The following is a 26,640-nucleotide window of genomic DNA, read 5'->3' as shown; positions in this document are numbered from 1 at the left end:
CACTAACTATTTTTCCCGTTCAAACCTTTTTGTAAATGTATCATTTCTTCTGCAAGTTTTTGAATTCTATCAGACACATTCGGATCTATAATTTCATTTACCTCATTAAAAGAGTCATCATTACTAAAAACGCTTGTTGTTGGGACTATTCCTTTAAAATAAGAAAGAATTGGTTTCAACTGGTATTCGGAAACTAAAAAATGATTAGCCGACCCAGCAGTAGTCACCATTCCTGTTACTTTGCCCTTAAATGCATCGATAGGCAGATGATCGAGTAAGTTTTTTAATGCTCCAGAAATAGATGCTTGGTATATTGGTGAGCCAATTACTAGAAAGTCTGCCGATAAAATCTTGTTTACAACTTTAAATGTATCCTCATTATAATATGCCAATGGTGATCCTTGAACAAACTCCACATCATAATCTCTTAAATCTATTAATTCTGTTTCTATATTTTCATCATATGTTTTAGCAGCTGTTAAGACTTCATGTATTAGTACATTTGTCTTCCAACCAACTAACGATCCAGATATCCCTATAAGTTTCACTGGTATCCCTCGCTTTCTCTGTATGTATTTCATTATTTATAAAAGATTTCGCAATTAGTATAACACATATAATTTTCAGTTTTTAGTTAAAAAAAGTTTCACCTCATCTAAGGCAAAACTTTTTTAAAATTGAAACTTTATTTTTAGATTTTATTCAAATGAAAAAGTTAATCCCCACTGCTCCCGAACTCTATCCATTAGTTTCATTATCTCAAGTGATTGATTAAGTGAGATCGCATCACTTTCCAATCGACCATTTTCTAGTAAACGACCGACTTCTTCGGCTTCAAATTTATAACCCACTGACTCACGGTCATCAACAAATGACTCAACCTCTTCGTTATCTAAATGTAAATGTGCTTCTTTCGCATTCAAAAATGAAGGGATTCGGATAAAACCTTTTGGTCCATGAATAGTAGCTTCATTTGTTAAACTTAAGCGAATTGCTCCATTTAGACTTGCTGTTTTTCCATTCTGATATTTTAGTAACAAAGAAAACCTTTCATCGACACCCGTTTCACCGATTTCAACCGTACTCATAATTTTTTCTGGATTAGCACCAAAAATCATCGATGCAAATGAAATAGGATAGATTCCAGCGTCAAGTAATGCTCCGCCTCCAAGTTTAGGATTTAATAAACGCCATTCTGGTTCCCACGGTGCACGAAAGCCGAAGTCCGCTTTGACTAATTGAACCTCACCGATTTTACCTTCTTCCAGCCATTCTCTTACTTTTTTAATTGCTGGTAGGAATCGAGTCCACATCGCTTCCATTAGAAACAGTTGCTTCTCACGCGCAAATTCAATTAACTCTGCTAATTCTGCTGTGTTTACAGTAAACGGTTTTTCACATAACACTGCTTTTCCTGCACGTAAACATGTAAGAACATTTTCTTTATGGTAGGGATGTGGTGTTGCTACATAAATAACATCAACATTCGGATCTTCAACTAATTCTTGATAAGAACCATAAGCAATTGATGCCCCATGTTCATCAGCGAACTGTTTCGCATGTTCTAAATTTCTCGATCCAACTGCATAGCATTCCCCGTTATCTGCATAAGCTAAATCTTTTGCAAACGTCCCTGCAATACCACCCGTTGCTAATATACCCCACTTTAATTTCTTCGCCATATACATTTCTCCCCTCAATATGATGTCGCTTACAATAACCTCATCTAATACTTTACCACACAAACACAAAAACGTTTTAAGAAATATAGTTGTTATTAGAAAACTACTATAAACTGCGCGACTTAATTTACCTGCGTCGGATTTATTATCAACTACGACGTAATGAGCTTGTTTGCAGGCAATTACAAGTTATAATGAGCAACTTGATAAATGGGCTGATAGCTAATTAGCAACTGAGGTGGTCGAGATTCCCTTACATGTTAGTTGACTGTAAAATAGATAAGTCATTTCTGCGTTTGTTATTACTACAAACCAGCGGAGTAAGCAAATGGTCGACTCTCCAGTGAGAACAGCGCGGGCTGAAGATCCACTCGGAAGTGTTCTTTACTTTCGAGTTAGCTGAAGCCGTGCCCACGAAAAGGGAGACCATTGGCTTACGTATCGTATCTAAAGTATTGTTAATAACAATGTTACGTCGCAGTTTCTATCTATTGTGACTTAAAAAAAGTAACAATATTCACAAAAAGAGCTTTTAAAAAAACAGATGAAGTTCTCTGTTATGAGAAGCTTCATCTGTTTACTAATTTAATTCCAATTTATATTAACCGGTAATAACTTTTCAATTGCTTGAAGATTTGCTTGTTTTTGCGCTTCTGTCATTAATATTCGAATCGTTCCCTCATCATCACTCGTTCTAATTAAACGACCAATTCCTTGTCTGATTCGAAGCATCATATAAGGATAATCCACCTCATTTAATGGATCTGAGGCATGATTTCGTTTGGCCTGGAAAACTGGATCCTGTGGTGGAAACGGTAACGAAGCGATAATGACTTGGTTTAATGCTTCACCAGGTACATCTAAACCTTCCCAAAGGTTATAAGAACATAAAACGGAAGCAATATCTGTTTGAAAATACTTCACCGCTTCACTTATTTCACGATCACCTTCATAGATAATTGGAAAATTAAATGTTTGTTGTTCTGCCCATTCGCGGAATTGATTCATTTCATAAAGAGATGAAAAAAGCACCAACGATTGCCCGTTGTTTTCAATTAAACCTTCACCTAGCTTTGCCCACTTTTCTTCCAAATTTATGTCTGAAACAACATGACCCTTAATCCACATTTTTGTTTCATAATCAAATGGTGAATCAACTGTAAAGGACTCATAAGATTTAATTCCTAAGCTTTTACCTATATAAGAGAAATCACCTGCTTGTGCTAATGTCGCTGATGAAAATACAAATGGTATCTTCTGCGAGAACACATCTTCTCCTAAAATATCTTCAACTAAACGTGGCATTATAACAAAAGAGGTATCTGAATCACTTTCCTCTAACCAAAAAATACCCTGATCATCTTTTAATAAAATAGCTAGGCCATAGGAGTAAAATTCCAAATACTCTTCAATGATCTTGACATGATACGGATCAATAGTAAATAATTCAGAATCGAACACCAACTGTTCCAGTAATTGTGCTACTTTATCATCTAAGGTTTTGATTAGTTTTAACATCTCAGTTGTTAAGGGAACTTCTTTACGATTTGAACCATTGACCATTTTCGCTGAGGCACTTAGCGATTGGAACCATTCGTCATTTAATGTGATAATATCCTCTACTAAATAAAGGGATTCTTCCCGAACATCTTGACTCATATAGCCCGTCAATATTGACTGTAGCGTCTCTGCATGAAAACGATACGTTAAACCCTTTTGAGCTGCGAATTCTAATAAATGCCCTTCGTCAAAGACAACACAACTTGAATCAGGAAGTAATGGCATCTGCTCTTCTCGCTTACGAGATTCTTTCGTCCAAATATGTTCCATATAAAAATCATGGGAACATATAATTAAGTCTGTTGCGTGTCGATAGTAATCCCGATTTAGTGTTTGTCCACTGCGATGACGCCATTCACATGTAGAACATTGCTGAATTGGATCCCATGCAATTTCTTTCCACTTTTCGTTAGAGACCCAAGGATACTCTTTACGATCTCCATATCTTTCAAATGATTGCATCGAAGAGCCTTGCTCAAATACAAAGTCGGGTATTTGCTCATGCACACGTAAAATATCTTCATCATCCGTTTCATTCGCTAATGGATCTAACTTTTTCATACAGACATATTGTTCACGTGCTTTAGCTAAACGAACATCGACAGTTAAACCTAAAGCCTTCTCAAGTTTTTCAATATCTCCATTTTTTTTGACCAACTGTTCTATCAGGGTTTCATCTGCACAAGAGATAATTGCTGGTTTTCTCATATATCGTGCGTAACAAATTGCATACAATAAATAAACAAATGTTTTACCCGTCCCGACACCTGCTTCAGCAAAAACCGTACTTTTATTTTTAAATGTATTTTCAATTTGATAAGCCATATAAATTTGTTCGTCACGAAGTTCGTATCCTTGCTCAGGTAATATATCATAAAATACATCACCTATATAATCGCCTAATCGATCAAAGAAATTTTCTTCTTTAGATATAGTAAATGGAAGTGATTGTTGTTTCAATTATATTTCTCCTTTATACATATTACATACTTTAGTTTATACAGTATTCTTAATAATAACAGATATTGTGCAGACTTGCGCTTCTTTTCAACTAATAATAGCTAGAAAATCAAAAAAAGCTACCACAGATGGTCAAAATACAACCTGGGTAGCATTTTTATTACTTATTTGCTTCGTGTACTTTTAATTGTTTTCCTTTTACAGTAGTATGTCTCATTTCTTTTAAAACAAGGTGTCCTTTTCCATTCAGAATTTCAACATAAGATAAAGTTTGTTCAATCGTTATTATACCTATGTCATCAGCCGTAACCCCGTCAATCTTAGCTATCGTTCCAACAAAGTCTACTGCACGTATTTTCTTTTTCTTTCCACCATTAAAATAAAGCTTCATAATATTTTTATTTAGTTTTTCACTTTTATCTGTTTTCAACTTCGGTTTTGTCTCTATTTTTCGCTTAAAGGCAGTTCTGAACGTGTCAACATCTGCTGTTAAAGGTGTTTCAACTCTCGCAATAGAAGTATGAGTATAAGCTTCAATCTCGTTTAAAAACTTCTCTTCATACCGTGTCATAAATGTGACTGCCTTACCTGTTTTACCTGCTCGTCCTGTTCTCCCAATCCGGTGAACGTAACTCTCTTTTTCTAAAGGCATATCATAGTTCACAACAAGAGAGACATTCTCAACGTCAATTCCTCTAGCAGCTACATCTGTTGCCACCAAATAGCGAAACTCACCTCGTTTAAATGCCTTCATTACAGCAAAACGATCATCTTGATCAAGACCACCATGAAGTCTATCACATGGATATTCTAGATTTTGAAGTTGTTCTGATACAAATTCAACTTGCTCCTGTGTTCGACAAAATATAAGACAACTGTCAGGATTTTCAACAATCGTGATATCTTGTAAGAGGTCAAGTTTGTCTTCATTCGTTACTTCTATCACGTGTTGTGTAATGCGATCAGCTACATTATCTTTTACTTTAATCTCAATTTGTGTTGGTTCGTTCATGTATGCATAACATAGCTTTTCTATATCTTCTGGTAATGTGGCAGAAAAAACACTCGTAACACGCTCTTTGGGAAGTGTTTCAATAATAGCTTCTACTTGCTCAATAAAACCCATATTAAGCATTTCATCAGCTTCATCAATAATTAAATATTTAATTTGATCAACTATCATTGTACCTTTTTCAATATGATCCAAAACACGTCCAGGCGTTCCTACTACCACATGTGACTTTTGTTTTAATTCTGTTTTTTGTTTATCAAAAGGCTGCTTTCCGTATACGGCAGTCGCTTTAATTCGTTTAAACCGTCCGATATTCGTGATATCCTCTTTCACTTGTTGGGCAAGTTCACGTGTTGGTGTCAAAACCAGTGCTTGTGGCTTATTCTCTAGCCAGTCAACTTTCTCACAAAGAGGTATTGCAAAGGATGCTGTCTTTCCACTACCAGTTTGAGATTTAACAACAAGATCTTGATTTTCTAAAGCAGGTGTAATCACTTTTTGTTGTACTTCTGTTGGTTCGTCATAATGTAAATCCGTAAGCGCACGAAGAATTTCTTCGCTTAAATTATAATCATTAAAAGATATAGTCATCGAGTTACTCCAATCATTTTTTGCTTTCTACTTTCACTCTATTGTGAATGCATTCCATTTACAAGCTTTATATCTACTATATACAAAACAATCATCAGAATCTACTCTCATGGTCCATTGTATATATTTTACGCAAAATCAAAAACACTCCCTGTAAACTGAATACTATATTTATATTACACACTAGAAAATTCACTTCTTCTATTATATGTCACCTATAAACATCACTTTTAATGAGTTGATTTATTGATTTAAATCTCTGATAATATCGTCTCTTAGTCTATATGAATGAAATTTGGCGAGATATTCTGAAGAATGAAACTCAAACTAAGCTAAAGAAATCTTTTAGGTTACCAGTAATTATTCCAATTGTTTTATACAATGGTAAGAATAATTGGACCGCATCAACAGAATTTAAAGAAAAATTAGATGCAGAGGAATTTAATCATTTCAAAAATTGGTTAGAAGAAATCTTTATCAACAGATTACCCATTACCTATCATGATCAAATTTACACGATTATTTCAAAAGCAAACCATCAGGAGGTGGATAAAATGATTTCAAACTTTGAGCAAGGGTTAAAACGCTTTATTGAAGAATCTCAACAGAAAGCGATAGAAACGGGATTAAAAAAGGGACTAGAACAAGGGCTAGGACAGGGACAAAAACAAAAAGCAGTAGAAATTGCAAAAGCACTAATAAACAAAGGGATGAACAGGCAAGATATCGCCGATGTAGCTGGTTTGTCTATCAAAGAGGTTGAAAAACTAGGAAGAGAATAAGGTTATTTTCTATTACAAAATCAAACTTTATTCTCTATTGCAAAAAATACCACATTACCTGGATATATCCCTGCACTAAAAAGTAAAATACCAAGGCGTAACTCCAATTAAACATAATTCCATTTTTAATAATACTTAATTTATTTGTTGCACTTAAAATAATAACGGGTAAAACAACTGGTGACAATATAACCGAAATGACACTTCCAGAAGTCATGGCTAAGACAACTAATTCAGGAGGATAAATCAAGTCCACATTTTCTAATATCCCAGCAACTAAAACAATAACTGTTAATGGACCGAGGCCTAAAAAGCCTAATATGATTGCCATAAATGGTACGATCGTTAAAAAATTAACAAATGGAATTGTATCTTCAACATAGAATAAGCCATCAATTAAGTAATTACCAACTCCAGAGTTATTTACGGCATAAATTAACATTCCAGCAGCTAAAAGCAAACTGAATTGTTGCGATTTCTGACCGACATCTTTTCTAATATATGTCTTCATTTCTGTAAAAAAGTGGTGTGTGCGCTTTTTTACAATAAAATAGCCAAGCGTCCATACAACAATAATTGGTGGAATAATAGCAAGTAATCCCCATCCTAATACTATATGGATAATAAAAATCGTACTAAACAAGGAAAGAAATAAAAACGCAAACTCCATTACTAAACGCTTTGCATATTTTGCATCCAATGCATGTTCCAAACGGCCTGCCATTTCTTCTTGAATTCCGACTGTATAATCCACCTGATAGCTCTTCTCTTTAAATGAAAGGAAAAAAACAGATAAAAATATTCCTGCCAGAGAGATAATAAATCCTTGGATAATCGTCCATCCTAGCGATGCTTCTAAATGATCCACTGCAAATGCAAAGCTTGGTATACTAATCACCCAAAGCGTTGTTAATGCAAATGATCGTAGCAAAGCCGTACCCTTAAAATATTCCCATGCCTCACTCGTCTTATCGCGTAAGAAATCATTGATAAATTGATACATCATAGGAATCGCACCAAACAATAAAAAATAAGAAATAACTTGATTAACAAGCATCATACCAAAATAAAATTTTTTGCTTGAGTTAAGCGAACGCTGCGCAACTTGCATAATCGCATCAATATAATGTTCCTCACGCAATATCCAACTTATAATTGGTACAATTAACAGTAGCGTAATTAAATTGGACATCTCACCAACACCATCAAGGAGAAGGCCAGTAAATGAACCATTTGTGAAGAATTGAATTCCAGATGCAATTATAAACAGAAAAATCGGTACTGCTAATGCTCGAAATGGTAACAGTACGAGTGAAAAAATTAAAACAGTCGTCCCTGCAATACCTAAGATAATAGCACCTGTTTCCGTTGGATTAAGATAGGTAGTGTAGTGCATCACTGCATAAATTATAATAGCTATTGTAAAAACGATTGAAGCAAATTGGCGCATCTCAAAAACTCCCTGTTTCTTATCTGTGATTATTAAATAGATATTCGATTCTAGTTCCATCATACTCTTAAACAATATATTTTTAAAATATATAAAAATTATATCGCTACTATTATGCAACTTCAGACAGTTTAATGGAATTTGTCTTGTTTTATTCTTTCAAGAAAAATATAATAAACGTAATGCAATTTTTTGTTTGCATATACACAATAAAATTTCAGGGGGTGGATATATTGAAAAATGCTGGTTTAGCAGCGGTTTTATCCTTTTTTGTAGCTGGATTAGGTCAAATCTATAATGGACAAATTGGAAAAGGTATCGGTTTTATTGTTGCATACTTTATTTCTGGTTTACTTATGTTCGTTATTATAGGATTTATAACAACTCCTATACTATGGATATGGGGAATGGTAGATGCCTATAACGTTGCAACACGTATAAATGAACAACAAAGTAGATAACAAAATTTATATTGAGCACTTATAATTATTTAAAGTAACACAACAAAAAGATGAGTAGATCCTTGGATCTACTCATCTTTTTGTTACACCACTTGAAACGATACCCATGTATCCAAAGACTTAGTTGGTTCGATCATAATTAGTTCCTTTTTACGATTGAGTTCTCCAGTCTTTGCTGTCCATGGCTCAATACAAATAAAGTCTTTATCTTTTTCCGTCCAAAGAACCGTGTATTGAAACTCAGTTGCAGTTTCCATATGTAACGCTGTTTCTTCTAGTTGCGCATCTAATTGTTGATGTTTATTCTCTAAGACAATAGCTTCTTTTAAACCTTCCATATCAATTTTATCAGTGAATTCTTTTGTTATACCATCGTTATAATCATAATAAGTCGTGGCATCTGTTTTTAATGATAGCTTCTTCGACTTCGTTTTAAAATAAGGATGCAATCCAGGATAAATCGGCATATCTTTTTTACCTAAGTTACGGTATGACTGGTGAATAAATAATTGATTTTGCTTTAATGTATATGTGAAAATCACTTCAAAATCAAAAGGGAAAACATCCTTTGTTCCGATACTACTTTCAAATAAAATAGAAATTGAGGCCTGTTCTTCATCAAAAGTTGTATCAATCACTTCCCATGGATGAATTCGAGCAAGACCATGGTTAGGCATTTGATATGATTCGCCTTGCCATTCGTACTTTCCAGACTCAAGTTGACCTGAAATCGGAAATAGGATTGGAATACCACCTCTTATGTTTTGCTTTCTATCATATAATGTCTCTTTATTTAGATATAAATTTTCTTTACCTTCAACACCATAACCTATAATAATACCGCCACGCTCTGGACAAACCGTTAACCAAGATGTATCATCTACATTGCTTAATCGGTACATTGTAAATGATTGTTCTTCATATGTTTCGATTTTATACATATTAGATAGCCCCTTAACCATTCAGAATGATTGCTATATTTCTCTATAAATTCAACAACTCTATTATTATACTAAAAAATGATAAAGAAACCTATGATTTATTTAACACTATTTCAATTTTTTTATTAGAAAAAAATACCAGTCACGATGAAGTGACTGGTATTTTTGTTTTCTTATACTATTCATCATGCCTTTGTCGATAACTTACTTTTCTTTTTCAATCATCACATGTACTTGTTCAATTCTTTTTTCTGACACTTTTTCGACTGTAAATACTGCTTTCTTATACGTAACAATTGCTTTTTGTTCTGGATCTGGAATGTATCCAATTTCTCCAACTAAAAATCCATTTAATGTTTCATAATCATCAACTGGCAATTCGAGACTTAATTGGTATTCAATATCATAGAGATGCGTATTTCCTTCTATTATATACTCATGTGAGGATATCTTTTTAATTTCTGTATTTTCATGATCTGATTCGCCATTTTCACTAGAAATATTACCAACAATTTCTTCTATTATATCTTCAATTGTAATCAATCCATCCGTACCACCATACTCATCAACAATAATTGCAGCATGAACATTATTTAGTTGCATGTCTCTAAATATCGCATCAATTCGCTGTGTCTCCATAACAAAATAGGGTTTACGTAGAATGTCTTGTAAATGAAACGCTCCGTTATCTCTGTCTATAAATTGAATCAAATCCTTCGTATGCAGGATTCCCATTACATCATCCATATTCTCTTGATAAACAGGAAAACGCGTATACCTATGTTCATTAACAATTTGAACAATTTCCTTTAATGGTGTGTCAATGGCTATAGCAACTATCTCCGTTCGATGTGTCATAATATCCGAAACTTCTTTATCATTAAATTCAAAAATATTGTTAATCATTAACTTCTCATCAGAGTGAATCGTACCTCTTTCTCCACCAATATCCACCATCATCCGTATCTCTTCTTCTGTCGCTTCTTCACTCACTGCATTTGGATCAACTCCAAATAGTCGTACAATGGTATTGGTAGAAAAGTTTAAAAATTTCACAACTGGTATACTAATTTTAAATAAAACAGTCAATGGTTTTACAGCCATATAAGAGACTGCTTCCGTTTTTTGTAGTGCCAGTTGTTTTGGAACAAGTTCTCCAATAACTAAAGTAAAATACGATAGTAAAATTGTAATGACAACGACAGAAATTGTATTTAATAATCCTAGTGAAATTGGAACACCTAATTCATATAACGTTTCTGCAAGTGGGGTCGCAAATGTATCTGCAGCAAATGCACTAGCTAAAAATCCAGCTAATGTAATCCCTATTTGAATTGTAGCTAGAAATCGACCTGGTTCAGCCAACAATTTATCGAGTAAAATTGCCTTTTTGTCCCCACGCTCAGCCAATCTTCTAATTTTATTATCATTTAATGACACTAATGCAATTTCCGAAGCTGCAAAAAAGGCATTGACAACGATTAATAGGGCTAAAATCAAAATTGCAATTATCAACAACAACAACTCCCGTTTATGGATATCTATCTTATCTATTCCCTTTATCGAACTAATTACTACACCTAAACAACAATTAATTCAAAAAAAAGAGAGGTACTATTACCACTCTTTTCGTTTAAAACTATTATACATGATCTTTGGTCTATCCCCAAATTTCATTTGCTGTATCTACAATGAATTTCAACTTGTTCCATTGATCTTCTTCAGTCAAGTTATTACCATGATGTGTCGATGCAAAACCACATTGTGGACTTAGACACAGTTGTTCTAATGGTACATATTTCGTTGCTTCTATAACACGAGCATTTATAGCTTCTTTATCCTCTAACTCTCCTGTCTTAGATGTCACGACACCTAAAACAACATTTGCTCCACCATTTGGAATATATTCTAATGGACCAAAGTCACCAGAGCGCTCATCATCATACTCTAGGAAAAAGCCATCTACCTTTTCTTTAGCAAATAAAGTTGGCGCGATTAGTGCATAACTGCCACCGAATGCATAGGTAGATTTATAATTACCACGACATAAGTGTGTCGTTACAACTAAGTCTTCAGGCTTATCTGCTAATACACCATTGATAACGCGTAAAGCTAAATCAATTAGATATTCACGTGTATAAGGACTATTCTCATATGAAATGTCTGGAGAAGAAAGGGCCGCAATGTAAACATCATCCAATTGTAAGTAGCGTACTCCTGCATCGTAAAAGGCTTTTATTGCATCTCTATATGTTTGAATTACATCCGTTGCAAAATCTTCAATATCTGGATATATGTGCTCGTCTCTCATATTCGGATGAAATAATTGATTTGGACTTGGAATAGTCTGTTTCGCAACAGCGCGTCCGCCTACTATTGCATTGAATTCTTTAAAGTCTTTAATGAACGGATGATCCGGATCAAACGATATTCCCCCACTATTCCGTACATTATATCTCTCTGTTTCAACCCCTTCAAAAACATATCCTTTTTCAGGTACGTAACCTTCAAGACCATTTAAATGCTCTAAAAAATCTAAATGCCACCATGTACGTCTGAATTCTCCATCAGTTACAAGCTCTAAGCCAACTTCGATTTGCTTGTTGACAATACGTTCAATTTCTTTCGTTTCTAATTCACGTAATTCAACTGCTGAAATATTTTCTTCTTTATAGTCTTTTCTTGCTTGAAGCAAATTGTCAGGACGTAATAAACTTCCTACGTGATCTGCTCGAAATGGCGCTTTTGTTATTGTCTTTGTCATTAAATTTCCCTACTTTCATTTTTATCATTCTTATCGCAATTGATTCAAACTGTATGTTAAATCATTAATTAAATCTTCACTGTCTTCAATACCAACTGAAAAACGTAATAAGCGGTTATCAATTCCTCGTCTTACGCGTTCTTCTTCTGGAATATCTGCATGTGTTTGTGTCGTTGGGTATGTAATAAAGCTCTCTACACCCCCAAGACTTTCTGCAAAGGTAATAAGTTGTAAATTCTCTAAAAACGGCCCTACCCATGCGCTTTCTCGCAATCGAAACGAGAGCATTCCACCTTTACCGCAGTACAACACATCTTCTATTCGTTCATCTGTTTGTAAAAAGTCTGCTATTCGTTTCCCGTTCTCTTGGTGTTGTTTCATACGTAATCCTAAAGTTTTTAACCCTCTAATTAACAACCAAGCATCAAAAGAGGATAATACCGCACCTGCTGCATTATGAAGTGTAGCAATCTTCTCACATAAAGCTTCACCTTTTGCCACAACAAGACCAGCTAATACATCATTGTGACCACCAATATACTTCGTGGCACTATGGATGACAATATCTGCCCCAAGCTTTATCGGTTGCTGCAATACTGGTGTTAAAAATGTATTATCCACAATAAGTAATAGATTAAAATCTTTAGCTAAAGCCGCATAGCTTGCAATATCAATCTCTTGCATCAATGGATTTGTTGGTGTTTCAATAAATATTGCCTTCGTATGGGGCGTAATACAATTCTTCACTTCTTCAAGATCTGAAAAGGTTGCATATGTTGTTTTAATTTCGTAAGCATCTTGATACTGTTTAAGTATACGGTATGTACCACCATATACATCTTCAGGAACAATCAATTCTGCCCCTGTTTTGAATAATGATAAGACGAGTTGAATAGCTGCCATTCCGGAACTACAAGCAAATCCTTGATCCCCTACTTCTAAATCAGCGATTCCATCTTCTAGTATCGAACGTGTTGGGTTTTTTGTTCTTGTATAATCATAACCAGTTGATCTTCCTAGTGCTTCATGTTGATAAGCTGTTGATAAATAAATCGGTGGGCTTACAGCACCTGTTAAAGGATCACTTTTATTACCAAGTTGTGCTAACTTTGTCTGTAGTTTTTTATCAGTCATGACCACGCCTCCTTTACTAATTGAAAAAAAGGCCTTCTAAGAAGAAGGCCTTTTAAGATTTTAAAAGTCAGTCTTCTCATCTTCAAGACTATAATTCTAGTCTATCTGGAATTAGCACCGGGCCATGCGATATGGCTGGTTGCTGAGACTTCAAAGGGCCAATCCCTCCGTCTCTCTTGATAAGAAATAGTTTATAAAATTTTCCGAAAAATTTAACTTGTTGTAATTCTAATGCATACTAAGAAATAATGCAACACCTTTTTCCAACTATTCAAAAATAGTCCATTAACTGTGAGAATTCAGATCGTTTCAGCCTTAAACCTACTTTCTTAGCAATCGTCCACATTAATATAGCTTATTTTTTATTTTGATAGATCGCGTTTTTTAAGAATTCTAACGGTAAATGGAAACGTTCATCCCTTAACATAATTTCTTCAACATCTTCATCATAACCTACATTTTCTTTAATCTTTTTCATTTCAATATGCAAGTTTTCCATTTTTTTATCTAATTGTGCTGCTGAGGTTGCAGCTTCTTTTAATTCCTCTTTTATATGTTCGGGTATTTCCTTGTTGTATTTATAATAAATTTTATGCTCAAGGCTAGCCCAGAAGTCCATTGCAATTGTTCTAATTTGAATTTCAACGTAGACATGATCTTCGCGGTCTGACATAAAGATCGGAATTTTAATTATCATATGTAAACTTTGATAGCCATTTGGTTTAGGTTTTTTTATGTAATCCTTTACTTCCACAACTTCTATATCTTTTTGTTTTTGCAACATTTCACTAATTACATATATATCTGAGCTAAAGGAGCAAGTAATTCGAATGCCAGCAATATCTCTAATGTTTTTTTGAATATCTTCTAAAGATAATTCATAGCCTTTTTTTTGAATCTTTTTCATAATACTATCTGGTGACTTCACGCGCGACGAAACATGTTCAATCGGACTATAATCATGCATATATTGAAATTCCTGTTTTAATATATCGATTTTGGTATTGACTTCATCTAAAGCAAACTTATAAGACATCATAAAACGCATTAGCTCGACTTTTAATTCTTTTATTAGTTTGTTATCAATTGGTAGATTAATCTCCATCTGTCTTGTCTCCTTTTAATGTTGTAACTAGATTATTCAAATTAACTTCTTATATTGTTACGATTGAAGCCTAACAAAAGATTCACTAATTCTCTCTCAAGCATACTCTTTGCTTTTAGTAGAAGGATTTACTATACTATTCCATACTAAAGAAATACCAATTAAAGGAGCGTTTACATATGAAAGCAGTAGTAATAAATGAATATGGTGATAAGAGTGTTTTACAGGAAGAAGAAATCAGTAAGCCTGTAATCAAAGAGAATCAAGTACTAGTAGAAGTTCACGCAACTTCGATAAATCCAATTGATTGGAAATTGCGTGCAGGCTACCTAAAAGAAATGCTCGACTTTTCTTTTCCAATTATACTAGGCTGGGATGTTGCTGGAACAATTGTTGAGGTTGGAGAAAAGGTAACTGATTATAAAATTGGTGACGAGGTGTTTGCACGTCCAGATACAACTAATGAAGGAACTTACGCAGAGTTCACAACAGTAGATGAAAATCTATTAGCAAAAAAACCAAAAAGTCTTACATTTGAAGAAGCCGCTTCTATTCCATTAGCTGGCCTAACAGCATGGCAATGTCTTGTTGATTTCACAAAAGTGAAAAAAGACGATAAAGTATTAATACATGCAGGAGCTGGTGGTGTAGGTAGCCTTGCAATTCAAATTGCTAAGCATTTAGGTGCTTACGTTGCAACAACAGCTAGTGAGAAAAATGAGGCTTACGTAAAAGAACTTGGAGCAGATCAAATTATCAACTATAAAACAGATGATTTTGCAGCCGAACTTAGCGACTTTGATGTCGTGCTTGATACGATGGGTGGAGAAATTCTAGATAAAAGCTTTACTGTTCTTAAGCCTAACGGAAGACTTGTTACGATTGCAGGTCAACCAGATCAAGCATTAGCTGAAAAATATCAAGTTGAAGCTTCTGGCTATTGGCTAAATCCAGATGGTAAACAGCTTAGTGAGTTAGGGGAATTATTGGACAAAGGTATTGTCAAGTCACAAGTTGGACACGTATTTGGATTCTCAGCAGAACAAATAAAAGAAGCACATGAGCTAAGTGAAACACATCATGCTAAAGGTAAAATTGTTATAAAAGTAAAATAATTACTTGGAGCCTCCTACATTTTTCTGTATGGAGGCTCCACTACTTTTTTTGTTAAATTGCCTTTTCTGCTGCTAATAATAAACTTCCAGTTATACCTGCGTCATCTACTAATCCAGGAGAAACAATATAAGTCTCTAAATCTGGTGTTACTACATAATCATTCATTATTTCCTTGAATGCTTTTCGAATTAGTGGGAAAAGTTGTTCTTGCTTCATCACACCACCACCTAGAATTAAGACTTCTGGTCTTAGAATCATTGTGTAATTCACTAAAGCTTGCGCTATATAATATGCTTCTATTTCCCAGAAATCATCTGTTTTGTCTAGATCTTGTGCCTTTTTCTGTAATCGTTTCTCAATTGCTGGACCTGCTGCAAGTCCTTCTAAACAATTACCATGATAAGGACAGACACCTTCAAAAGGATCATTTGGATGGTTTGGAACAGATATATGTCCCATTTCTGGATGGCCAAACCCGTCAATAATTTCTCCATTTAGGATAGCACCCCCGCCAATCCCTGTACCAATAGTTAAATATATACAAGAATTCGATAGCTGTGCTTCACCCTTACGATATTCTCCATATGCTGCTGCGTTTACATCTGTTGTCCAAGCAACCGGTACATCATAGCGCCCTTTTATCGCTCCAACAAAATTATAGTTATTCCAACCTTTTTTCGGTGTAGACGTGACATAACCATATGTATCAGAATCTACATTCACATCAATTGGCCCAAAGGATCCAATTCCAATTGCCTTTAACTGATACTGATCAAAAAATGCAAACACCTGCTTTAATGTTTCATCTGGCGTACTCGTTGGAATACTTACTCTTTCAATAATTTTAAAAGATTGATCACTAACTGCACAGACGAACTTCGTACCACCAGCTTCAATTCCACCATAATACATACGTCTTCCTCCTTTTATTACACACATTACTCATTATACTTTATCATCTAATCTAGAAAGAATCACTTATTTTTTGGACTCCAATCTTTTAATTAGGTAGCGTTATAATAAGTAGATATTAAAAAATCGCCTACCCCCCTTTATTGAAAGGGATGAGACGATCTTCATTTAAAGCGTTTGACTCCAATCCTGAACACTGCTTCCTTCTAGATATCTCTCCACATCTAGTGCGGCCATGCATCCAGTTCCTGCTGCAGTAATCGCTTGGCGGTATTTTTTATCTTGCACATCACCACATGCATAAACCCCAGGGATATTTGTTTCTGTTGTTCCAGGCACAACTTGAATATAGCCGGTTTCGTCTGTTTTTATCTGACCAGCTAAAAAGTCTGTATTTGGGTTATGACCAATTGCAATAAATATTCCATCAGTTTTTATCGTCTCTTCTTTTCCCGTTTCACTATCTTTTACAACTAAACCCGTAACTTTATTTGCTTCACCGACAACCTCTAATGGTGTTTTGTTTAAACTCCACGTAATTTTTTCATTTTCCTTGGCACGTTCTTGCATAATTTTAGAAGCACGTAGCTCATCTCTACGATGAACAATTTCAACTTCACTAGCAAATTTACTTAAAAAGCCGGCTTCCTCCATCGCTGAATCACCACCGCCTACAATTATTACCTTTTTATCTCGAAAGAAAAAACCATCACACGTCGCACAAGTACTAACTCCATGACCTATATTTTCTTTTTCACCAGGAATTTGTAACATTTTTGCTGTTGCACCTGTTGAAATAATCAAGGCCTCTGTCTCCAAATCATTCGTTCCATTCATTTTCAGTTTGTATGGCTTCTCTGAGAAGTCCACACCTGTTACCCAACCACTTCGGAATACAGCACCAAATTTTGCTGCTTGTTTCTTCATGTTCTCAATTAATTCAGGTCCCATTACACCGTCGATAAAACCAGGAAAGTTCTCTACTTCAGTCGTTAAACTTAACTGTCCACCTGGTTCTGTTCCTTCTATAACTACTGGATTCATATTCGCTCGTGCTAAGTAAATAGCCGCGGTTAAGCCTGCTGGACCTGTTCCTAGTATTACTACTTTTTCCACCTTTGTTCACCTCTTTTGTTCCATTTGAGTTACGTCTCTTTATGATATTGCAGTCTAGCATCTACTAATACTAAAAGTATGCCCAGTTGGTGTTTAATAAATCACAACAATATCATAATCCACTTTAGAGATTTAGCTTGCAAATGCTCCAAATCTTCACATTAAAACTTTTTACTTCCCAGTTTCGGCAAAAAGTTTAATACGGTCGCCAATTTGATCTCTAACACGCTGAAAAACGTGCCATTTTTCTTCATCTGTACCTGTTGCTTTTGCTGGATCATCAAAACCCCAATGTTCTCGAATAACATGGGGCGGTGTCATCGGACACTTGTCCGCTGCATCACCACATAATGTAATTGCGATCGTTGCGTTATTTAAATACGTAGCATCAATAATCTCTGATTGTTGACTTGTAATATCAATCTCGACTTCTTTCATTGCTTTAACTGCATTTGGATTAAGTCCATGTGCCTCAATACCAGCACTCTTCACTTCCCACTCTTTACCAAGATAGTGTTTTGCCCAACCTTCAGCCATCTGGCTTCGACAAGAGTTACCGGTACATAAGAAATAAATTGTTTTTTTAGACATACTATCAATCCCCCTTTTAAAATAGTAGTAGTGTTAGATATAAACCAATTAAGGTAATAAACAGTATTGGTACGGTAAGAATAATTCCTGTTTTAAAATACGTTCCCCAAGATATTTTCACACCTTTTTGTGCTAGTACATGCAACCATAAAAGTGTAGCAAGTGAACCAATAGGTGTGATCTTCGGACCTAAATCGGAACCAATAACATTAGCATAGATTAACGCTTCTCTTAAGACACCCGACGTATCTGTTTCTGCAATTGCGAGAGCGTCTATCATTACTGTTGGCATGTTATTCATAACAGATGACAAGATCGCCGCAATAAAGCCCATTGCTACAGTTGCAACAAATAATCCTTGTTCAGCACTTGCTTGAATAAGTTGGGCTAACACATCTGTTAAACCTGCATTCCGTAAGCCGTATACGACAACATACATACCTATCGAGAAAAACACAATAGCCCATGGCGCTCCTTTTACAACAGCTATCGTATCGACTGCCTTACTATTTCTAGCCATTAGTAGAAAGAAGATCGCAATAATGCCCGCTATTATCGAAACAGGAACCGCTATAAATTCACTAATAAAATAACCAATCAATAATACTGCTAGTACATACCATGACAAACGAAACATCTTATGGTCTTTAATTGCCTCAACTGGTTCTTTTAAATTAGCCAAATCATATGTACGCGGAATACTCTTTCTAAAGTAAATTAATAAGACCACAATTGTCGTTACTAATGAGAAAATATTAGGTATTATCATACGTGATGCATATTCAACAAAACCAATATTGAAAAAATCAGCAGATACGATATTAACGAGATTACTTACAATCAAAGGCAATGACGTTGTATCTGCAATAAATCCACTTGCCATAATAAACGGAAAAATCATTTTCTCACTAAATTTAAGATTGCGAACCATCGCTAACACAATCGGAGTCAAAATAAGTGCTGCACCATCATTCGCAAAAAAGGCAGCAACTATTGCACCTAAAATACTGACATAAATAAACATTTTTATTCCACTACCACCAGCAGCACGTGCCATGTGGAGTGATGCCCATTCAAAGAAACCTATCTCATCTAATATCAATGAAATAAGGATAATGGCTACAAAAGCTAGCGTAGCATTCCAAACAATTTCTGTAACTTCTATGACATCGCTAAATCCAACAACCCCAACTAGTAATGCAACGACTGCTCCTCCACATGCAGACCATCCAATCGACAAACCTTTTGGTTGCCATATAACAAAGACGAGCGTTACAATAAAAATTAATATAGCTAAAATAACTGATAATGACACTTTATAATCCCCCTAACAACACGTAATTCTTGTTCCGTTTTTTTCTAATGCAATTAGTCTTTCATCTTGATTTGGAAGTTGCGCCAATATTTGTTCGATAAAGGGATAAAATTCATTTTCTATATTAATAGAATAAAAAATCCATTGTCCCCGTCTTTCTTCTTTTACAACCCCGACATCACGCAGTTTGCGAAGGTGCTGACTTATTGCTGGTTGACTCGTTTGAAAAATCTCAACAAATTCACACACACAACAGTCATTATTTTCAAGCAGTTTCATTATTGTCAAACGGGTTTTATCCCCCAGTAATTTCATAATCACCGCTGCTTTATCCATCTCTATTGCTGTTTGAATCATTGCAAAACACCTCCTTTTTTATCTGTATATCATCATATAATGATTTGCTTATATATTCAATGTTAGAATTGTAAAGTTTTATTAATAATCAATTTAGATATAGAATGAGACATGACAAATGTATCTTGCTTTCCCTTAAAAAAAGTTCATAATAAGCAATAGATTATATTTAGAAGGAGATCATTTTCATGGCTTTAACACACAAATTTTCAAAAGGTGAGGAAATTGCAAATGCAATAACACATGGCATTGGGGTGGTATTAAGTATCGCTGCTCTGGTCATCTTAATTGTTTTTTCTTCATTAGAAGGAAATGCTTGGCATATCGTAAGTTTTACATTATTCGGCATAACCATGGTCCTACTCTACACTTCGTCTACATTACTACATAGCTTACCTGAAGGAAAAGCAAAGGATATTTTTGAAATATTAGATCATTCCTCGATCTACTTTTTTATTGCTGGTAGCTATACACCTTTTCTGTTTGTTGTCGTGCAAGGGAAACTAGGCTGGACTTTATTTGGTATTGTGTGGGGTCTTGCCATTGGTGGAACGATATTCAAAGTTTATTTTGTAAAAAGATTCTTAGTTATTTCAACAGTTCTTTATGTTGTGATGGGATGGTTGATTGTATTTACATGGCGACCACTAATGGAAGAACTAGCACCAAATGGGATCATCCTTCTAGTAATAGGTGGTTTACTATATACACTTGGCGCTACTTTTTATGTTTGGCGGGGCTTTAAATTCCATCATGCACTTTGGCATTTGTTTGTATTAGCTGGATCAGTAATGATTTTCTTCTGTGTTTTATGGTATGTACTTCCGATTAACTAAAAAAAAGATATCCACCATACCTAATAGGTCTGGTGGATATCTTTTTTTAAGAGGATGTTCAAAAAGTATTATCTTTTGTTTACTAACATTCCCTTTTGTAAAACCTTTTCTACTAATTCTATATCTAGTTCACGGCTAATCGACTTTAACATACGTTCTTCAGCGGTTGTAATAATAGAAAGCACATTACCTTCTCCTGAAGCACCTAAACGCCCCGTACGACCAGATCGGTGAATATATTGTTTTGAATCTGCCGGTACATCCATTTGTATAACATGTGATAGATCTTTGATATCAAGTCCACGTGCAGCAACATCTGTCGCTAACAGTAATTCTAATTCGTTTTTACCAAACTCTCGAATTGCTTTTTCACGTTCTTGTTTATTTAGATCACCATGGAGTTCGCCTATACGCATGCCTTTATAGTTCAACTTCTCTGCCATAACAGACAAATTACCAATGTCTCTAAAAAACACTAATGCTTGAATGTTTTCATTTCGGACTATTTTTCGAAGTACATCAATTTTTTCCCTTGCTTCACATAAAAGATAACTGTATGTCACATCTGGTGTTCCTGCGTCCTCCCTATTAACCCGAATCGTTTCCGGAGCGACCATGAATGACTGTGCTTCAAGAGCCAAAGCTTCTGGCAATGTTGCAGAAAATAATAACATTTGTCTCTCGCTTGGTGTACTCTTAATGATCGTAAACAGATTGGCTTTATGTTCAGGCACAAGCAACTGATCCGCTTCATCTAAAATAATCGTTTTAACTTGATGCACTTTTAATTTCTTTTGTTTAATCAATTCAAGTACCCTACCAGGAGTTCCAACGATAAGCTGTGGTTTTTTCTTTAGCTTTTCGATCTGGCGTTTAATATTTGCACCACCAATTAGTGCAATACCTGAGATATCACTATCTTTTGTCCAATTTTGCACTTCATGATAAATTTGCATTACTAATTCATGAGAAGATGCAAGGATAACAACTTGAACTTGTTTTTGATTTATGTCAATTTCTTGTAAGATCGGAAGTAAGTAGGCTAGCGTTTTACCACTGCCAGTAGGTGATTCTACTATTACATCTTTTCCTTCTATTATTAATGGAACAGCTTGCTCTTGTACTTGAGTTGGCGCATCAAATCCAGCGTTCTCCCAAGCCTTTTCTAAAAAATCTTTCATCGTATTGTTAAACATAGTAAAAAATGCTCCTTTTGGTCAGTATTTAGTTTGTACAGTTACTGAAGTATAGCATGTTTCCCGTTATAAATGGAAACAAAGGTACAGTCGATTCCAAATTCAGAAGAATATGCTAAAATAATTGTAAATAGCTAATAGAAGGGAAGAAATAATCATGTCTGTTAAAATCGAAGAAGCAACTATTAAAGAGCTACAAGATGAGCTCGAATCCGGAAACATAACTTCTAAACAGCTCGTTCAAATGTATCTAGACAAGATTAATGAACTTAATCTCAATGGACCCAAGCTTAACGCTATTCGCCAGACAAACCCTGATGCATTGTCGAGCGCTGAGAAACTTGATAGAGAACGTAGTAAGGAAACGAAAGGTTTACTTTATGGTATACCAATTATAATAAAAAATAATATCAATACGAGAGATCAAATGGCAACAACAGCCGGTAGTTTGGCACTTCAAGATAACTATCCAAAAGAAGATGCGTTTATAGTTAAGAAATTACGTGAAGCTGGAGCAATCATTCTAGCAACTGCTAATTTAACCGAGTTTGCTAACTTCATGGCTTATGAAATGCCAAACGGATATAGCTCTCTTGGTGGACAAGTTTTAAATCCATATAATCCTGGTGTGTTTGATGTAGGAGGATCAAGTGCAGGAACAGGCTCAGCTATTGCAGCTAATTTTGCGGTTGGAGGAATTGGAACAGAGACTTCGGGATCTATACTTAGTCCAGCAAGTAGTAATTCACTTGTTGGTATAAAACCTACTGTTGGTTTAGTCAGTCGTACTGGTATTATCCCGATATCGCATAGTCAAGATACAGCCGGTCCAATGACACGAACTGTTGAAGATGCAGCAATAATGCTTACAGCTATGGTTGGGCAAGACGCATCTGATTCTTCGACAAATAATTCCCCGGGAAATGATCTAGATTACACTTCTGAGCTATTAAAAAATGGTTTAAACGGAAGAATAATAGGAATAGATAGAAGTACATTTGAAGAACTTTCAGAAGCAGAAATTACAGTAGTTGAAAAGGCTATTTCTACTATTAAAGAACAAGGTGCAACCATTATTGACCCAATTGAAATGCCAGTACATGAGCTAGATATGGTAGTAATGAAACACGAATTCAAGCATGATCTAAATAAGTATTTGAAAACTGTATCAGAAGATGTACCTGTCAAAAGTTTAAAAGACATCATAGCTTTTAATCTAAAAAACAAGGAACTAGCATTAAAATACAATCAAGAGCTTTTGGAAGATTCAGAAGCAATGAGTGATGATCTAAATGATCCTGCTTATCTAAACAGTCGCGCGATGGATATAAAATACGCTGGAGAATTAGGGATAGATGCAATGATGGAAAAGCATAGTTTAGATGCAATTCTTTCACCAAACAACTGGGGTGCATCCTTACCTGCTAAAGCCGGCTACCCATCGATTACAATACCTGCAGGATATACAATTGAAGGGAAACCAGTTGGTGTAACATTTAGCGCCAAAGCTTTTAGTGAACAAACACTAATCAATATAGGTTACTCCTACGAACAAGCGACTAAACATCGGATAGAGCCAAAATTTCAATAAAAAGTTAAGTATAACTGTTTGTGAAAAGATGGAGTAACTCCGATAAACATGAAAATAACGAAAGTAAAACCAACCACGTATGCCTACATGGTTGGTTTTACTTTGAAATTCTATTCAAATATAGCTACCTTCTTAGATACTTCATTTATTTCATCAAGATCTTCTCTTGATAACGTAAATTGCAGTGTACCAATATTCTCTTCAACATGATGAACCTTTGACGCACCAGGAATTGCAACTACAGTTTCTCCATGAAAGTGAATCAACCAATTTAGTGCGATTTGTGTTTGGCTAACCCCATACTTTGTCGCTTTTTCTTCTAATAAATCAATTAATGGCTGTGTCTTCGCTAATCCAGAAGCTTTAAAGAATCTCGTATATTTACGTGGTCCTTTAAGGTTCTTAATCAAATCGGGGTTTTTATGAAACTTTCCTGATAATATACCTTGCTCCAATGGTGAATACGCAATAATGGTTATTCCCAACTCTTTTGCAACATCCATTGTGCCGTTTTTCTCAATTCTTCGATCTAATAAACTATATTTAACTTGATTTGAAGCTAGAAAATAATCTTTCTCTTTTAATAACGCATGCGCTTCTTTCATTTTACTTGCATTAAAGTTACTTACACCGACATGTTTAATTTTTTGCTTTTCTAAAAGTTGAATCATTTCTTTCATTTCACTCTTCACATTAGAAAAAGAATACGGTTGGTGAATTTGGTATAAGTCAATTTCCCTTCCACCCAATGCTTCCAAACGCTTATCTATTGTCTTTGTAATTGAAGATGCTGTTCTGAATAACGGCCACCATTTTGTTGCAATTAATGCATTTTCTGCGGATGCATCTATACTGTTTAGTGCTACAGATAACGCATTTTCCGATTCACCTTTTCCATATACTTCAGCAGTATCAAACCAGTTGATTCCGCCTTCTAAACTAAGCTTCACAATATTAGTAACATCCTTTTGGTCCATTGCAGCCCAAAAACCACCTACTAAACCTTTACCGTTACTAAATTGCCAGCACCCTAATCCTAATGCGGATATTTTTGTTGATGATTGTCCTAATTTTCGTAAAGCTACATGCGTCTCTACTGTCATGTATCAATCATTCCCCTCTTCACTTGTATATTAGTACTAGTTTAGATCTATCTGGTTATTTTGTAAAAAATAAGCAACTAATTCCACAAAAAGATTTTAAAATTCAATAAAGTATATCATTATGCCAAGTACAATAATGACAAGACTAACAGAGATTAGTCCAATTATTCTTGATGTGTTGGCTACTTGAATCTCTTTCCAGTTCACTGGTTTAATCCCGCTTACCCAAAAGACTATAATAGCTGATAACAAAATAGCATGGATATTCACCAATAATAAAAGAAGCGGGGTGACTGCATATTCCCATTGTCCGTCACCAATGATCATACCAAAGACAACTGCTGGGGGTAATAGCGCGACAGAAACCATCACTCCAACTAATGCTTCCGATACACGTTTTGCAAAAGAGAGTGCGCCTGCTGCACCAGCCGCAAGTGCTAATATGATATCCATCATTTCAATATTCGTCCTAGCTCTAAACTCACTACTTTCAAGTGGTAGATCAAATAGCACACCAAATAGAATAGCAATACAAATTGGAACCGCCAAACCAAATACAGCAGTTCCAAATGACCTGCGCATTATTTTATAATCACCTAAAACAGCCGCGAATGATAGCGCAGTATATGGACCGATCAAAGGAGCAATTACCATTGCACCAATCACGACTGCAGCACTATTTTTTACAATGCCAGCTGTGGCAACAATTGCTGACAGCACTAACAGCCAGGTGAAGTTTTTATTAATTACACTGGAGGAATGCACAACATTGTATAATTCATGTCTACTCGCTCGTAACACTTCTTCTTGTTTTTCCGAAGTGTCCTTCTCTTCCTCAACGTCTTCTTCAACACGTGGTATATAGGTTGAGATATTGTACAGTAGTGCGCGCATTTCCTTGTCATACTTTGAATCGAGTTCCAAAAAGTTCAAGATCTCTTCCGCATATTTTTTATCGATCAACAATTTAAATACTTGTTCTTGATCTGAAATTCGCGTGTGCCAATGCGAAATGATTGTGAAATCTTTTATTTTTCCTTGAAAATGATCTAACTTATCATTCGGAATATATACTTCGATTAATTGTAACTCCATCTGTTTACCCTCGCTACTAACATCCTGTTATTTTGCTTAGGTTATGGAAACGACAATAAAATATGAATTTATATTGGAAGTTAAGAAGATTTGTATTTAATGTTCATACATCATCTTTCTTGTCATTCCACCATCAATAATGATATTTTCACCATTAATAAAGTCATTAAGTGGGTTAGTCAGAAACAAACAAGCACGTGCGACATCACTTGGTTTCCCAACTCGTTTGGAAGGATGTTGTGTATGATCAACAGCACGAAGCGATTCATATTCTTCTGTTTCTATCCATCCTGGACTAATAGCATTTACTGTAATTTTTTCTTCCTGTAATGTGAGAGCTAATGCATGTGTAAGTGCGTATATACCGCCTTTACTTGCTGCATAACTTTCCGTATTCGGTTCGGACATAAAGGCCCGTGTAGATGCAAGATTTACAATTGCACCTCCATTACCACGCATCTTTTTCGCTGCCGCTTGTGAGCAAAGAAATACACTGCGTAAATTTGTATTTATTACATCATCAAACTCCTCCACAGATAGTTCAAAAAAGGGCTTAAATTTTGAAACACCTGCATTATTTATTAAAATATCAATTCGACCAAATCGTTCAACTGTTTGACCGATTAACGTTTCAATTGATTCGACTTTTCTAACGTCAGTTTTTATGAATATAGCATCACCTTCCTTTTCTTGAATAGCAGCAACGACGTCTTTTCCATTCGTCTCATCAGCATCAGCAAGTACCACATGCGCCCCTTCTTGTGCATAAGCTCTTGCGATAGCTTTACCAATCCCATTTGCTCCACCTGTCACAATCACAACTTTATTTTTAAACGTCATCGTATTAAACCTCCAGATTAATTGAGCTTATTTTATACTAACACGAATTAAATTAAGATAATTTCGAAAAGTTAGCTGATTTCAATATTTAAGATTTCACAATTATATTGTATTACAAATGGAATTTTAT

The 26,640-nt window shown here is 35.1% G+C and carries 24 protein-coding genes and 1 riboswitch; of the genes, 5 read left to right on the top strand and 19 right to left on the bottom strand.

Features of this window, described 5'->3' with window-relative positions:
• Positions 1–2: 2 nt before the first annotated feature.
• The 4 genes from D2K60_RS04185 to D2K60_RS04170 form a co-directional block, all read right to left on the bottom strand.
• Positions 3–548: an NADPH-dependent FMN reductase gene (locus tag D2K60_RS04185; RefSeq protein ID WP_117168721.1), complete on the bottom strand. Its 546-nt coding sequence runs from the start codon at positions 546–548 to the stop codon at positions 3–5.
• Positions 549–698: 150 nt separating this feature from the next.
• A complete protein-coding gene (locus D2K60_RS04180; RefSeq protein ID WP_117168720.1) occupies positions 699–1,682 on the bottom strand; it encodes a Gfo/Idh/MocA family protein in 984 nt (327 codons plus the stop codon).
• A 585-nt stretch (positions 1,683–2,267) separates the two neighbouring features.
• Complete coding sequence (locus D2K60_RS04175; protein ID WP_117168719.1) at positions 2,268–4,202, bottom strand: ATP-dependent DNA helicase; 1,935 nt, start codon at positions 4,200–4,202, stop codon at positions 2,268–2,270.
• Between the two features lie 160 nt (positions 4,203–4,362).
• Positions 4,363–5,805: a DEAD/DEAH box helicase gene (locus D2K60_RS04170; protein ID WP_117168718.1), complete on the bottom strand. Its 1,443-nt coding sequence runs from the start codon at positions 5,803–5,805 to the stop codon at positions 4,363–4,365.
• A gap of 284 nt (positions 5,806–6,089) precedes the next feature.
• On the opposite strand from D2K60_RS04170, the gene D2K60_RS04165 reads away from it, so the two are divergent.
• Entirely contained in the window at positions 6,090–6,587 is a 498-nt protein-coding gene (locus D2K60_RS04165) for an Rpn family recombination-promoting nuclease/putative transposase (protein ID WP_117168717.1), read from the top strand.
• Between the two features lie 34 nt (positions 6,588–6,621).
• On the opposite strand, the gene D2K60_RS04160 is transcribed toward D2K60_RS04165, so the two are convergent.
• A complete protein-coding gene (locus D2K60_RS04160; RefSeq protein ID WP_117169102.1) occupies positions 6,622–8,037 on the bottom strand; it encodes a hypothetical protein in 1,416 nt (471 codons plus the stop codon).
• Between the two features lie 230 nt (positions 8,038–8,267).
• Between D2K60_RS04160 and D2K60_RS04155 the strand changes: the two genes are divergently transcribed.
• Complete coding sequence (locus tag D2K60_RS04155) at positions 8,268–8,498, top strand: hypothetical protein (RefSeq protein ID WP_240335263.1); 231 nt, start codon at positions 8,268–8,270, stop codon at positions 8,496–8,498.
• A gap of 83 nt (positions 8,499–8,581) precedes the next feature.
• Here the strand turns inward: D2K60_RS04155 and D2K60_RS04150 are convergent, their stop codons facing one another.
• From D2K60_RS04150 to D2K60_RS04130, 5 genes are all read right to left on the bottom strand, one after another.
• Positions 8,582–9,439: an aldose epimerase family protein gene (locus D2K60_RS04150; protein WP_117168716.1), complete on the bottom strand. Its 858-nt coding sequence runs from the start codon at positions 9,437–9,439 to the stop codon at positions 8,582–8,584.
• A 204-nt stretch (positions 9,440–9,643) separates the two neighbouring features.
• Positions 9,644–10,954: a hemolysin family protein gene (locus D2K60_RS04145; RefSeq protein ID WP_117168715.1), complete on the bottom strand. Its 1,311-nt coding sequence runs from the start codon at positions 10,952–10,954 to the stop codon at positions 9,644–9,646.
• Between the two features lie 145 nt (positions 10,955–11,099).
• A complete protein-coding gene (locus D2K60_RS04140; RefSeq protein ID WP_117168714.1) occupies positions 11,100–12,203 on the bottom strand; it encodes a 5-methyltetrahydropteroyltriglutamate--homocysteine S-methyltransferase in 1,104 nt (367 codons plus the stop codon).
• A gap of 30 nt (positions 12,204–12,233) precedes the next feature.
• Complete coding sequence (locus D2K60_RS04135) at positions 12,234–13,337, bottom strand: methionine biosynthesis PLP-dependent protein (protein ID WP_117168713.1); 1,104 nt, start codon at positions 13,335–13,337, stop codon at positions 12,234–12,236.
• Between the two features lie 73 nt (positions 13,338–13,410).
• A riboswitch (SAM riboswitch) is annotated at positions 13,411–13,523 on the bottom strand.
• Positions 13,524–13,692: 169 nt separating this feature from the next.
• Positions 13,693–14,442: a GTP pyrophosphokinase gene (locus D2K60_RS04130; protein WP_117168712.1), complete on the bottom strand. Its 750-nt coding sequence runs from the start codon at positions 14,440–14,442 to the stop codon at positions 13,693–13,695.
• A gap of 179 nt (positions 14,443–14,621) precedes the next feature.
• On the opposite strand from D2K60_RS04130, the gene D2K60_RS04125 reads away from it, so the two are divergent.
• Positions 14,622–15,557 (top strand): NADP-dependent oxidoreductase, encoded by a 936-nt coding sequence (locus D2K60_RS04125; protein WP_117168711.1) that lies wholly within the window; start codon positions 14,622–14,624, stop codon positions 15,555–15,557.
• Positions 15,558–15,609: 52 nt separating this feature from the next.
• On the opposite strand, the gene D2K60_RS04120 is transcribed toward D2K60_RS04125, so the two are convergent.
• The 5 genes from D2K60_RS04120 to D2K60_RS04100 all read right to left on the bottom strand — a co-directional run bounded on the left by D2K60_RS04120 (position 15,610) and on the right by D2K60_RS04100 (position 19,849).
• A complete protein-coding gene (locus D2K60_RS04120) occupies positions 15,610–16,470 on the bottom strand; it encodes an ROK family protein (protein WP_117168710.1) in 861 nt (286 codons plus the stop codon).
• 168 nt (positions 16,471–16,638) lie between these two features.
• Positions 16,639–17,586: a thioredoxin-disulfide reductase gene (gene trxB, locus D2K60_RS04115; protein ID WP_117168709.1), complete on the bottom strand. Its 948-nt coding sequence runs from the start codon at positions 17,584–17,586 to the stop codon at positions 16,639–16,641.
• Positions 17,587–17,757: 171 nt separating this feature from the next.
• Positions 17,758–18,177: an arsenate reductase (thioredoxin) gene (gene arsC / locus D2K60_RS04110; RefSeq protein WP_117168708.1), complete on the bottom strand. Its 420-nt coding sequence runs from the start codon at positions 18,175–18,177 to the stop codon at positions 17,758–17,760.
• 16 nt (positions 18,178–18,193) lie between these two features.
• Positions 18,194–19,492: an arsenic transporter gene (locus D2K60_RS04105; RefSeq protein ID WP_117168707.1), complete on the bottom strand. Its 1,299-nt coding sequence runs from the start codon at positions 19,490–19,492 to the stop codon at positions 18,194–18,196.
• Positions 19,493–19,504: 12 nt separating this feature from the next.
• Complete coding sequence (locus D2K60_RS04100) at positions 19,505–19,849, bottom strand: ArsR/SmtB family transcription factor (protein ID WP_117168706.1); 345 nt, start codon at positions 19,847–19,849, stop codon at positions 19,505–19,507.
• 188 nt (positions 19,850–20,037) lie between these two features.
• On the opposite strand from D2K60_RS04100, the gene trhA reads away from it, so the two are divergent.
• Entirely contained in the window at positions 20,038–20,685 is a 648-nt protein-coding gene (trhA, locus tag D2K60_RS04095; protein ID WP_117168705.1) for a PAQR family membrane homeostasis protein TrhA, read from the top strand.
• Positions 20,686–20,753: 68 nt separating this feature from the next.
• On the opposite strand, the gene D2K60_RS04090 is transcribed toward trhA, so the two are convergent.
• Positions 20,754–21,881 (bottom strand): DEAD/DEAH box helicase, encoded by a 1,128-nt coding sequence (locus D2K60_RS04090; protein WP_117168704.1) that lies wholly within the window; start codon positions 21,879–21,881, stop codon positions 20,754–20,756.
• Between the two features lie 157 nt (positions 21,882–22,038).
• Between D2K60_RS04090 and D2K60_RS04085 the strand changes: the two genes are divergently transcribed.
• Positions 22,039–23,472 (top strand): amidase family protein, encoded by a 1,434-nt coding sequence (locus tag D2K60_RS04085; RefSeq protein WP_117168703.1) that lies wholly within the window; start codon positions 22,039–22,041, stop codon positions 23,470–23,472.
• Positions 23,473–23,582: 110 nt separating this feature from the next.
• Here the strand turns inward: D2K60_RS04085 and D2K60_RS04080 are convergent, their stop codons facing one another.
• The 3 genes from D2K60_RS04080 to D2K60_RS04070 form a co-directional block, all read right to left on the bottom strand.
• Positions 23,583–24,575: an aldo/keto reductase gene (locus tag D2K60_RS04080; protein WP_117168702.1), complete on the bottom strand. Its 993-nt coding sequence runs from the start codon at positions 24,573–24,575 to the stop codon at positions 23,583–23,585.
• A 96-nt stretch (positions 24,576–24,671) separates the two neighbouring features.
• Entirely contained in the window at positions 24,672–25,670 is a 999-nt protein-coding gene (locus tag D2K60_RS04075) for a TIGR00341 family protein (protein WP_117168701.1), read from the bottom strand.
• Positions 25,671–25,766: 96 nt separating this feature from the next.
• Positions 25,767–26,510 carry an SDR family NAD(P)-dependent oxidoreductase gene (locus D2K60_RS04070; protein WP_117168700.1) on the bottom strand — a complete coding sequence of 248 codons (744 nt, stop codon included), beginning with the start codon at positions 26,508–26,510 and terminating at the stop codon, positions 25,767–25,769.
• Between the last annotated feature and the right edge of the window lie 130 nt (positions 26,511–26,640).

The sequence above is a fragment of the Paraliobacillus sediminis genome, assembly GCF_003426055.1.
The sequence above is the reverse complement of the archived record's forward strand: the minus strand, read 5'-3'. Positions and strand labels throughout refer to the sequence as shown.